This window comes from Micromonospora sp. CNZ322 (assembly GCF_007827755.1).
Genome location: NZ_VITD01000002.1, coordinates 191,114 through 201,598, shown reverse-complemented (window position 1 = coordinate 201,598; position 10,485 = coordinate 191,114). Strand labels below are relative to the sequence as shown.

Below are 10,485 nucleotides of genomic sequence, written 5' to 3'. Positions count from 1 at the left end.
CACCCCGCGCCGTCATGCCGGATCCAGTTCGACGAGCGGCTGGTCGTACTCGACCGGCTGGCCGTCCTCGACGAGGATCGCGGCCACCCGGCCGGCCCGGTCGGCGATCACCTCGTTCATCAGCTTCATCGCCTCGACGATGGCCACCGGCTGGCCGGGGCGGACCAGGTCTCCCACCGCGACGAACGGCCGCGCGCCGGGTTCCGGCGCCCGGTAGAAGGTGCCGACGATCGGTGCCCGCACCGCGGCGCGCCCAGGCACCGGCGGCCGGAGCACCGCGGGTGCGGCGCCGGGCGCCGGCACGACCGCCGGTGCCGCCTCGGCCCGGGGCAGGGGTACGTCCGGTCGGGTCGCGTCCTCGGGGTGCCACTCGACCTCCAGCACCGCCGGTCCGCTGCGCAGCCGGATCCGGCGCACCGGCCCGGCCAGCTCGGCGATCAGGTGCTGCGCCTGCCTGCGCAGCCCGGCCAGCGCCTCCTCGCCGTTCATCCCGACGTCGTCGGACGCGTCGACTGTCGACAGCGCCCGGTCGGCGGCGGTCATCGCAGGCCCGCCCGGGCGCCGACGCGGTTCGCGCCGAACCGTCGGAAGCGTTGCCGGCGCAGGCGGACCAGCATGGCCGGCGGCACGTCCAGCAGCGGCAGGAGGTTGGCCAGCAGGGCGGCGCGCAACCGTTGGGCGGTCTCCGCGGGGTCGTCGTGCGCGGCAGTCGACGGCTCCGACACGACCTCGTCGACCACTCCGAGCCGGCGCAGGTCGGGCGCGGTCAGTCGCAACGCGCGGGCGGCCTGCGGTGCCGCGGAGCGGTCCGGCCAGAGGATCGCCGCGCACCCCTCGGGGCTGATCACCGAGTAGACGGCGTTTTCGAGCATCAGCACCCGGTCGGCCACCGCCAGCGCCAGCGCGCCGCCGCTGCCGCCCTCACCGGTGATCACCGCGAGCACCGGGGTGGGCAGCACGGTGAGGGTGAGGATGTTCTCGGCGATGGCCGCCGCCTGGCCCTGCTCCTCGGCGCTCACCCCGGGGTCGGCTCCGGGGGTGTCCACCAGGGTGACCACGGGCAGGCCGAGGCGGGCCGCGAGGCGCATGAGCCGCAGTGCCTTGCGGTGCCCGGACGGGCTGGCCATGCCGAAGTTGCGGGCGACCAACTCGGCGGTGGTGTGCCCCTTCTGGTGGCCGATGACCATCACGTGCCGGCCGGCCAACCGCGCCACCCCACCTACGATGGCCGGGCAGTCCGCGCCGAGCCGATCGCCGTGCAGCTCCACGAACCCGTCGAAGACGGAGTCCAGATAGTCCAGTGTGGTGGGCCGCCCGGGGTGCCGCGCCATGCGGACGGTGTCCCACGCGTCGCGTACCGCCGGGGTGCCTGCGTCTCCCTCGGCCGCCGGGCCCGCCGGCCGCGCCAGGACAGTGCCGTCGTCGGCGAGGCGCTCGCGGTGCGACGCCGGCTCCTGCCGGGGTACGGACGAACGCGCCGGACGGCCGGCGCGGGTCGCGGCGAGCAGCGCCATCAGCCGTCCGCGCAGCGACCGGCGCTGCACCACCATGTCGACCTGCCCGTGTCGGAGCAGGAAGTCGGCGGTCTGGAAGCCCTCCGGCAGGGCCCGCCCGGTGATCTGGCGGATCACCCGGGGGCCGGCGAAGCCCATCCGCGCGCCACTCTCGGCGAGCACCAGATCGGTGTTGGTGGCGAACGAGGCGGCCACCCCGCCGTAGGTCGGGTCGGTGAGGACGCTCACGGTGAGCAGCCCCGCCTCGCGCAACGCGGCGATGGCCTGACTGACGGTCGCCATCTGCATCAACGACAGCGCGCCCTCCTGCATCCGCGCCCCGCCGGAGGCGGTGATCACGACGAGCGGGGTGCGGTCGTCCAGCGCCCGTTCGGCCGCCCGGGTGATCAGCTCGCCCACCGCGCAGCCCAGGCTGCCACCGAGGAAGCGGAAGTCCATCACCGCCAGGGCCACCGGGTGCCCACCGATGGTGGCCGTGGCGCAGACGACCCCCTCGGCAAGACCTGTGCTGGCCCGCGCGCCGGTGAGCCGGTGCGGGTACGGCAGCACGTCGACGAAGTCGAGCGGGTCCGCCTCCGGCAGCCGGTCGGAAAGCAGGCGCAGCGAACCCGGGTCGACGAGTTGGCGCAGGCGTTCCGGCGCGCCGAGTCGCGCATGCTCCCCGCACTCCGGGCAGACGTCGAGGTTGCGGCGCAGCCGTTTGCGGTAGAGCAGGCTGGCGCAGCCGGCGCAGCGGGACCAGAGCTGCTCTTCGCGCGGCGCGGTGGCCGTCACGACCGCCGCCCGGTGTCCGGGGCGTCGAACCGGTAGAAGCACCGCGCCATGGCGTCGCGCGGTGAGCGCCAGGTCGACAGGTACGGCGACACGTACGGGCGCAGGCGGTCACTGACCCGGATGAACTCGGGATGGTCACGAGCGGCCTCCACAGCGCCCTCCGCCGGCTGCGCGGTCTCGAGCAGGTGCACATAAAGGTCGTGCAGTCGGTACAGCGAGCGGTGCCGGACACCGACCAGGCGCGGCAGCTCCGTCGCGTCCGACTCAGCGAAGATCTCGGCGACCCGCTCCTCGGCGGTCGGATCCACCTTCGCGACGATCAGCGATCGGTCCATACTGGGCCTCCCCCCACAGCGTCCGGCCGGCGACGGGTGGCCCCCGGACGCGCTGGACGACTGCCGACACGATGCGCCGATCCTCGTCACGGCGGCGTCACCGCGGCGGGTCGGTCAGCGACGGATGGTGGTGACGCTGCGTTGACGCAACCTGTGTATCAGCTATGTGCCGAGCGTGCTCCACGCGCTAATGTTTGTGCAGTTCAGAACCGATCTCGGGTTGGCTGTCGCTAATAGAAGGTCCACACTGGCGTTGACGCAACGTGACCGTTATTGATAATCTTCAGCGTGGTCAGTCCGGCGGCCTCGGCGGGCGGGGCCGCGCCCGACCACGCCGCGATCGGTGGGGTCGACAGTGGCGTCGAGGGCAACCGATCCGGGACACAGCAGACAGTCGGGACGAGCGTTCCGCAGGGGGTGCCGCCGTGGCCGCTGATCCGTCCGTGCCGACCGCCGGAGACCCGCCCGAGGAGGGCGTCTCACTGCACCTGCTCGGAGGCTTCCGACTCCTCCGCGAGGCGGTGCCGGTGGTGGTGCCGCGCGGGCTGCAACGGGTGATCGCGCTGATCGGGCTCCGCCCCGGCGCCACCCGCAGCCAGCTCGCCGGGCTGCTCTGGCCCGACGCGTCGGAGGAACGGGCGCTGTCCTCCCTGCGTACCGCCCTGTGGCGGCTGCGACAGGACCCGTGCTGCCCGATGACAGTGGCCAGCGACACCGTACGCCTCGGCCCGGCGGTCCGGCTCGACGTGGACGACCTGGTGGGCACAGCGGCCCGGGTCCGGGACGGCGACGACCCGCGCACCGCGGCCGGGGCGCTCGCCGCCGGGAGGCACGACCTCCTCCCCGGCTGGTACGACGACTGGGTGCTGCTGGACCGGGAACGCCTGCGCCAACTCCGACTGCACATGCTGGAACAGGTGGCCGGGCACCACCTGGCCGCGGGGCGGCACGGCGAGGCCCTCGAAGCCGCGTTGGAGGCGATGGCCGCCGAGCCGTTACGGGAGACACCACACCGACTGGTGGTTCGCATCCACCTGGCCGAGGGCAACGCCTTCGAAGCCGTGCACGCCTTCTACGTCTATCGGGACCTGTTGCGCCGGGAGCTGCGGCTGGAGCCGAGCCCCGCCATGAGCGCCCTGCTCGACGACACCCTCGCCCCGATCCGCCAGGCCAGCCGCGAGGCCATCACCGACCGCCCGTCACCCGCCGTTCGGCGTACCTGACGGCGGTGCCCGTCACCGCCCGGTCGGCGTACGTGACGGTGATGTGACAGGCGCTGCGGCACGGTGGGCGCACAGAGCACGTGGCACCGATCCCGAGGGGTCGGACAGGCCACCGGCGGAAGGGGTCCCATGAGTCGTCTACTGATCGTCAGCCGGATCATCCCGGGAGCGGAGGGGCGGGTCGCGCAGATCTTCGCCGAGTCCGACGCCACCGAACTGCCCAGCCTGACCGGGGTCACGCACCGATCCCTGTACTGCCTGCACGACCTGTGCGTACACCTGCTGGAGACCTCGGACGACGTCGACCCGGACGCGCTCGCGGCGGCCCGCAACCACCCACTCTTCCGACAGGTCAACGAGCGACTCTCCGCGCACACGTCGCCGTACCTGCCGACCTGGCGTTCCCCCCGGGACGCGATCGCCGGCTGCTTCTACCGGTGGGACGCGGCCGAGGCGCCAGCAGGAGCCTCGGCCAGCACCGAGGCGCCCGCTCCGCGCCCGGCCGTTACCGAGGCGCCCGCCGCGCACCCGGCCGGCTGACATGTCCGCCGCGCCGCCGCACGTCCTGATCATCGGCGCGGGCACGGGCGGGCTGTGCCTGGCGCACGGCCTGCGCCGCGCCGGGATCAGCGTCGCCGTCTACGAACGGCACCGCGACCGCGCCGAAGGGCTGCTCGGCTACCGGGTCGGCATCGGCCCCACCGGTAGCCGGGCGCTGCGGGAGTGTCTGCCCCCGGAACTGTTCGCCACCTTCCTGGCCACCTGCGCCCGGCCGCCGCACTACTTCAACGTCGTCACCCAGGGGCTCCGCCAGACCGCGTCGTTCCCGCTGCGGCCGAGCGCCGACCCGGTACGCACCGAACACTCGGTGGCCCGGATGGTGCTGCGCCAGGTGCTGCTGACCGGCCTGGAGGACGTGGTGCAGTTCGACAAGACCTTCACCCGGTACGAGCAGCGCGACGACGGCACGGTCACCGCGCACTTCGCCGACGGCACCAGCGCCACCGGCGACCTGCTGGTGGCGGCCGACGGCACCCATTCCGCCGTACGCCGCCAGTACCTGCCGCACGCCGTCACCCGCGACGCCGGGACGATAAACATCGCCACCCGGATCCCGCTGACACCGCACACCCGCGGTCTCATTCCGGAGCGGGTCCAGCAGGGCATCTCGCTGATCTTCGGCGTCGGCGGGATGATGGGCGTGCTGCACGTCATGGAGTTCAAGTGGGACCCCGAACGCGCGATCAAGCCCGGCGTCAGCGAGCCCGACGCCGCCCTTCTCCGGGACTGGCCCGGCCTGGCCCACGACACCACCACCGACAACATCAATCTGATCATCTGGAGTGCGGCCAACCGGTTCCCGGCCGACATCATGGAACGCCGCGGCGAGGACCTGGTGCAGGTCGCCCTGGACCTCACCTCGAACTGGCACCCTCACCTACGGGAACTGCTCGCCCACGCGGACCCGGCCAGCGCCCTACCGATCAAAGTGTCCACGTCCGAACCGGTGCCGCCCTGGAAGAGCAGCACCGTCACCATGCTCGGCGACGCCATCCACACCATGACCCCGGGTCGGGGCGTGGGCGCGAACACCGCGCTGCGCGACGCCCGCCTGCTCTGCGCACAGCTCAGCCGCGCCACCGCCGGCGACAAGACGCTGCTCCAGGCGGTCGCCGACTACGAGGCCGTGATGGCGCCGTACGGCTTCGCCCGGGTCGCCGAATCGCTGAACCGCAGCGGCACCAGCGGCGACGACCGGATGTACCGACCGGTGGTGGGTCGGCTCGCGCTGCTCGGCGCGCGCGGCTACTTCGGAGTGACCAGTCGGGTACCACGGCTCCGTCGCCGGTTCGTTGACGACTTCCACACCTACGAGGGCGACCGGGACTGACCCCGGCATCGCCCGACCCGGGCTCGGCGTCCCACGCCGGGCCCGGGTCTCATCGTGTCCGGAGTGCTCGACCCGACCGATCCATGCCCGGCCCGGTCTCGTCTCGTCGGATTTGGCGTGATCGGACGACGCAGTGTTACGCGGCAGGCACCGGCTGAGGTGGCTGGCCCACCGGCAACGCTGACGGCCGATCCTGCCTGTCGTCGGCAATACGCGTGTGCGAAGCTGCGGCGAGTTTTTCTCGTGACTTTTCCAACGAGCTGAGAGGGAGGTTCGCCGTGGCGTGGTCTTTCGGACACTCGCTGATAGTGGTACTGGCACTGTTGCTGGGCCTGGCCGCCGGGTGGCTGCTGCGCGGCCGACGGGGCGTACAGGGCAATTCGATTGTGGATGGTGACCCCGTCGCCGGGCTGGCCGTGATCACCACGCCCACGCCGGCTGCCACCACCGACGAGGGGCGGCCTGTGGCCGCCGTCGACCCGGCACCCACCGCGGTCGCCGACGAACCGGTACCGGTCGACACGGTCAGCGCGCCAGCCGCGCTGACCGAACCGGTCGGTCCCGCCCCGGTGCCCGTGCCGGCGGAGGCTCCGAGCACCGTCGACCCGGCGGACATGGCGCTGACCGAGGACCCGCCGCCCGTACCGGCCACCGAGCAGCCCGACGCCGCTGAGCTGCGGCAGGAGCCAAGCGTGGACTCGGCCGCCGAGCCGATCACTGTCGACGACCAGCCCGCCCCGGCGGCCGTGGTCGCTCCCCGCCAGCCCGCGGACGACCTCCCGCCGGCCGACGCGGCACCGCTCGACACGACGCCGGCCGACGACGCGGCGATCGACGATGCGCCGGTCGCGGCCACCCCCGCCGACAGCGCGCCGGCCGACGACGCGGTGGCCTCCGTCCGCGCATCCGACGATGCGGAGACCAAGGCCACGGCAATCGACCCGGCAGAGGCACAGACGACCGCCGAGCCGATGCACTCCGACCCGGTGAACGCCGACTCGGTGAACGCCGAGCCGGCCCAAGCCGAGTCCGCGGTCGACGCCGCGAAGGCCGAGCGGTCGGCGGTGGCCGCGCCTCCGGTCCGCCCGAGCGCCGCCGCGACCCCTCCGGTCCGTTCGGCCGCCGACACGACGATCAGCAGCGTCGACGCCGACCCGACGGGCCCGGCCGACGACTTCCGCCGGATCCAGGGGATCGGGCCGAAGATGGCGGCCGCGTTGCAGGACGCCGGCGTGCGCACGTACGGCCAGCTCGGCGAGTTGGACGAGCCGGCACTGCGCGACCTGATCCGGGCCGCCGGCCTGCGCGCCGCACCTGGGCTGGCAAGTTGGCCGCAGCAGGCACGCGTGCTCGCCGGCGCCGGCGACGAGATGGCAGCGGTGCTGCCGAGCGGCAACCAGGCCTGACCGCCTGCATCCGAGCCCCCGGCAGCCGTCCACCGCGACGGCACGCCGGGGGCTCGGTCGTAGGTGCCGAAAACTCCTCCGACGCCCACCGCGCCGGGTGATCGACTCGGGATTCAGAAAACCGCGCGATCCACCCGACCCGGACACCCCGACTTCCAGAAACCCGAGTCGATCACCCCGCCAGCGGCCGCCCACCCGCGCCCACGCGCCCGGTCACCGGCGCGGGGGTGACGTCGAGGCTCAGGCGCGCAGCTCGGCCGCGAGGTCGCCGATCGACGCCATCGCGTACCGCTGCATTCCTGGACCGAAGGTGATGCGTGTGGCGCCCTGCCGGCCCAGCTCAACCACGGATTCCCGGTCTGGTCCAGCGGCCATGTTGATCGGCCCGGAGATGCCGTCCCGCAGCTGCGGGAGCACCTGCTGCGGCGCCAGGATCGGGTAGACGCAGTCGGCGCCGGCAGCCACGTACAGGCGGGCTCGTTCCACCGCCTCGGCCGGGTCACCCGTCCCGACCAGGAAGGTGTCGACGCGGGCGTTGATGAAGAGGGCGTCGCCCGCCTCCTCACGTACCTCGGCCAACCAGTCGGCGTGCCGCCGGGGGTCCTTGAGGGTGGCGTCTCCCTCCGAGTCCTCCAGGTTGCAGCCGACAACGCCGGCCTCCAACAGCCGTCCGACCAGCTCGCGGGGGGCGAGGCCGTAACCGCCCTCGACGTCGGCGGACACCGGAACGGACACGGCGCGGACGATGCGCGCGACCGCCGCGAACATCTCGTCCGGTGGGGTCGCGCCGTCCTCGTAGCCGAGCGAGGCGGCGACGCCCGCGCTCGGGGTCGCGAGCGCCGGGTAACCGGCGTCGGCCAGCACCCGGGCGCTGGCCGCGTCCCAGGGGCCCGGCAGAACGAGCGGATCGCCGGCGGCCCGGTCGTGGTGCAGGGCACGGAAGGTGGAGGCTGTCATCGTTGTCGTCTCCCGACGGGCTGCGGAGGGCGGAGCTCAGGCGGTGTATCCGCCGTTGGAGTCAAGCACGGTGCCGGTGACCTGACCGGTCCACCCTACGTTTGGTGGACCGACCGGTCAACAATTGCTACGCTGGTCAGATGGCCAGGCCACGGCAGTTCGACGAGGAGCAGGTGATCCGCGCCGTCCGGGACCAGTTCTGGGACGCCGGCTACGCGGCGACCTCACTGGAAGACCTGGTACGCGTCAGCGGGCTGGGCAAGGGCAGCCTCTACGGCGCCTTTGGCGACAAACACCGGCTGTTCCTGAAGGCGCTGCGGGAATACACCGACACCAGCGGCGGCTACCTGCGCGAGATGCTCACCTCCGCTCCCCGCGCCCTGGACGCGCTACGCGCGTTCGTCATGGCACCGGTGAACGACCCGGGTGGTGCTGCCGCCCGGCGCGGCTGTCTCATGGCCAACAGCACGTACGAACTCGCCACCAGCGACCCGGACGTCCTCGCCGAGGCGCGGCGCACCTACGAGGCGACGACCGTCCTGGTCGCCGAGAGCGTCGGGCGGGCCCAGGACGAGGGCGACCTGCCGCGCGACGTCGACCCGGTCGAGACCGCGCGTGCGCTGCTCGCCGCACAGCAGGGCCTGGTGTTCATGGGGCGGACGGGGCTGGACATCGACACCCTGACCGCCACGGCCCGCACCCTCGCCGCCAAGCTCCTACCGGACGCCTGACACCACCCGACCGGAAGCGCGGTTATTTGATCTTGCGGGTGGACCGGACCACGATGCTCTCGTACTCCGGGTGCTTGACCACCCAGTCGGCGATGAACGGGCAGATCGGCACGACGGTCCGGCCCTTGCTCCGCGCATCGTCCAGCACGGCCCGCGCCAGCGTCGACCCCACGCCCTTGCCCTCGTACGCCGGATCGACCTCGGTGTGGGTGTAGGCGATGATCGAGCCGGTCAGCTGGTAGGTGACGAACCCGACGGCCGCGCCCGCCTCGTCGCGCGCCTCGAAACGCTCCCGCGCCGACGCGTCTGTCACGGTGAACTGCACCCGACCATCCAACCACCCGGCCCGGCGACGCTCGCTGCGAGGCCGGCAGGGGACGCGACCCCACGCGCATTGTCTCGGCCGCAACGGGAACGCAACGCCTCCGGGCACATCGTGGGAGGAGACACGTCACCATGGCGAATCCATCGACGGACGGCGGCTTCGCCGTCGTCGAGATGTTCACGTCCCAGGGCTGCAACAGTTGCCCTCCCGCGGAGGAGTTGCTGAGCGAGATCGAGCGCGACGCACGGGACCGGGGCCAGAACGTCTTCACCCTCGGGTTCCACGTCGACTACTGGGACGACCTGGGTTGGCCCGACCAGTTCGCGGACGCGGCCTACACCGCGCGCCAGGAGTCCTATGCCCGCGCGTTCGGCACCCGGGGTCTGTACACCCCGCAGATGGTCGTGAACGGCACCGTCGAGTTCGTCGGTTCCGATCGCCGGCGGGCGGCCGCCGCGATCATGTCCGCCATGGCCTCGACCGCCACCACACCACTGGCGCTCTCCATTGCCAACCTGGGCAATGACCGGGTGATGGTGGACTACCGGACCGAACAGCCGCCGGAGCGCGCGGTGTTGCAGGTGGCGGTCGTGGAACGGGACCTGACCAGCGAGATCGCCCGGGGGGAGAACGCCGGGCGGACGCTGCGGCAGGACAACGTCGTACGCGCATTCAGGTCGGTGGGCCTCGACGCCGAGCGGGGGCAGGTGGAGCTGGCGACACCACCTGGTCTCGATCCGCGGAGGGCCAGCGTGGTCGGCTATGTCCAGGAGAACGGCGAACGGGCGATCGTCGGCGCCACGGCCATCGAGCTGTCCACCGCGTAATCTCGGCCCATGCGGATGGTGCGGGGTGCGAGGGTTTTCGGTGGCTGACGCGGACGACGTACGTCGGGTGGCGCTGGCCCTGCCGCACACGGTGGAGAACCCCAGTGACGGCTTCGACTTCCGGGTGGCCGACAAGGGCTTCGTCTGGTCCTATCCGGAACGGACACCGGGAAAGCCTCGGGTGATCCGGCTGGACATCGCTGTGCTGTTCGTCGGCGACGAGGCCGAGAAGCAGGCTCTCCTGCTCGGGGAGCCCGAGGTCTTCTTCACCGCGCCCGGTTACGACGGGCTGCCCCTGGTGTTGCTGCGTCTGGCGGCGGTCGACCTGGACCGGTTGACCGAGCTGGTGACCGACGCGTGGCGGATGCGCGTGCCGGACGCGCTGGTGAACGACCGAGAGGGCGAACCGCTGGGCGACCGTGCGGGCGCCGGCAAATAGCGACATCAGCACGCAACGCGTTTGACACATTGACGGGGATCTCGGTACTCCATTACCGTGGCC

Annotated in this window: 12 protein-coding genes; 7 read left to right on the top strand and 5 right to left on the bottom strand. The window is 72.5% G+C overall.

Annotation, left to right across the window (positions count from 1 at the left end; translation table 11 throughout):
* Positions 1–12: 12 nt before the first annotated feature.
* Genes FB453_RS05950 through FB453_RS05940 form a run of 3 tightly spaced genes read right to left on the bottom strand, consistent with a single transcriptional unit; the run spans position 13 to position 2,623 of the window.
* The gene (locus tag FB453_RS05950) at positions 13–543 is read right to left on the bottom strand and encodes a biotin/lipoyl-containing protein (RefSeq protein WP_145788162.1); all 531 of its coding nucleotides are present in this window, start codon (positions 541–543) and stop codon (positions 13–15) included.
* Positions 540–2,288: an acetyl-CoA carboxylase carboxyltransferase subunit alpha gene (locus FB453_RS05945; protein WP_145788160.1), complete on the bottom strand. Its 1,749-nt coding sequence runs from the start codon at positions 2,286–2,288 to the stop codon at positions 540–542. Before FB453_RS05945 ends, FB453_RS05950 begins: the two co-directional genes overlap by 4 nt.
* Entirely contained in the window at positions 2,285–2,623 is a 339-nt protein-coding gene (locus tag FB453_RS05940; RefSeq protein ID WP_091408771.1) for a TcmI family type II polyketide cyclase, read from the bottom strand. Before FB453_RS05940 ends, FB453_RS05945 begins: the two co-directional genes overlap by 4 nt.
* Positions 2,624–3,048: 425 nt before the next feature.
* Between FB453_RS05940 and FB453_RS05935 the strand changes: the two genes are divergently transcribed.
* The 4 genes from FB453_RS05935 (at position 3,049) to FB453_RS05920 (ending at position 7,143) form a co-directional block, all read left to right on the top strand.
* Positions 3,049–3,846, top strand: coding sequence for an AfsR/SARP family transcriptional regulator (locus tag FB453_RS05935; RefSeq protein ID WP_112587260.1), 798 nt, complete (start codon positions 3,049–3,051; stop codon positions 3,844–3,846).
* A gap of 129 nt (positions 3,847–3,975) precedes the next feature.
* Complete coding sequence (locus FB453_RS05930) at positions 3,976–4,386, top strand: TcmI family type II polyketide cyclase (RefSeq protein ID WP_486480171.1); 411 nt, start codon at positions 3,976–3,978, stop codon at positions 4,384–4,386.
* Between the two features lies 1 nt (position 4,387).
* Entirely contained in the window at positions 4,388–5,737 is a 1,350-nt protein-coding gene (locus tag FB453_RS05925) for an FAD-dependent monooxygenase (protein WP_145788158.1), read from the top strand.
* Between the two features lie 308 nt (positions 5,738–6,045).
* Complete coding sequence (locus tag FB453_RS05920; RefSeq protein ID WP_486480170.1) at positions 6,046–7,143, top strand: helix-hairpin-helix domain-containing protein; 1,098 nt, start codon at positions 6,046–6,048, stop codon at positions 7,141–7,143.
* 240 nt (positions 7,144–7,383) lie between these two features.
* On the opposite strand, the gene FB453_RS05915 is transcribed toward FB453_RS05920, so the two are convergent.
* Positions 7,384–8,100 carry an isocitrate lyase/PEP mutase family protein gene (locus FB453_RS05915; protein WP_145788154.1) on the bottom strand — a complete coding sequence of 239 codons (717 nt, stop codon included), beginning with the start codon at positions 8,098–8,100 and terminating at the stop codon, positions 7,384–7,386.
* 140 nt (positions 8,101–8,240) lie between these two features.
* Between FB453_RS05915 and FB453_RS05910 the strand changes: the two genes are divergently transcribed.
* A complete protein-coding gene (locus FB453_RS05910) occupies positions 8,241–8,831 on the top strand; it encodes a TetR/AcrR family transcriptional regulator (protein ID WP_145788152.1) in 591 nt (196 codons plus the stop codon).
* A gap of 22 nt (positions 8,832–8,853) precedes the next feature.
* On the opposite strand, the gene FB453_RS05905 is transcribed toward FB453_RS05910, so the two are convergent.
* The gene (locus tag FB453_RS05905; RefSeq protein WP_145788151.1) at positions 8,854–9,156 is read right to left on the bottom strand and encodes a GNAT family N-acetyltransferase; all 303 of its coding nucleotides are present in this window, start codon (positions 9,154–9,156) and stop codon (positions 8,854–8,856) included.
* A 131-nt stretch (positions 9,157–9,287) separates the two neighbouring features.
* Here FB453_RS05905 and FB453_RS05900 point away from each other — a divergent pair, with 131 nt between their 5' ends.
* Together FB453_RS05900 and FB453_RS05895 are read left to right on the top strand one after the other, a co-directional pair.
* A complete protein-coding gene (locus tag FB453_RS05900) occupies positions 9,288–9,983 on the top strand; it encodes a DUF1223 domain-containing protein (protein WP_145788149.1) in 696 nt (231 codons plus the stop codon).
* A gap of 40 nt (positions 9,984–10,023) precedes the next feature.
* Complete coding sequence (locus FB453_RS05895) at positions 10,024–10,422, top strand: MmcQ/YjbR family DNA-binding protein (protein WP_181518380.1); 399 nt, start codon at positions 10,024–10,026, stop codon at positions 10,420–10,422.
* The last annotated feature ends 63 nt before the right edge of the window (positions 10,423–10,485 follow it).

Excerpts from the sequence above, each read along its gene's own strand:
- FB453_RS05950 (WP_145788162.1), bottom strand. The coding sequence starts at position 543 with ATGACCGCCGCCGACCGGGCGCTGTCGACAGTCGACGCGTCCGACGAC.
- FB453_RS05915 (WP_145788154.1), bottom strand. The coding sequence starts at position 8,100 with ATGACAGCCTCCACCTTCCGTGCCCTGCACCACGACCGGGCCGCCGGC.
- FB453_RS05925 (WP_145788158.1), top strand. The coding sequence starts at position 4,388 with ATGTCCGCCGCGCCGCCGCACGTCCTGATCATCGGCGCGGGCACGGGC.
- FB453_RS05910 (WP_145788152.1), top strand. The coding sequence starts at position 8,241 with ATGGCCAGGCCACGGCAGTTCGACGAGGAGCAGGTGATCCGCGCCGTC.
- FB453_RS05940 (WP_091408771.1), bottom strand. The coding sequence starts at position 2,623 with ATGGACCGATCGCTGATCGTCGCGAAGGTGGATCCGACCGCCGAGGAG.
- FB453_RS05900 (WP_145788149.1), top strand. The coding sequence starts at position 9,288 with ATGGCGAATCCATCGACGGACGGCGGCTTCGCCGTCGTCGAGATGTTC.
- FB453_RS05930 (WP_486480171.1), top strand. The coding sequence starts at position 3,976 with ATGAGTCGTCTACTGATCGTCAGCCGGATCATCCCGGGAGCGGAGGGG.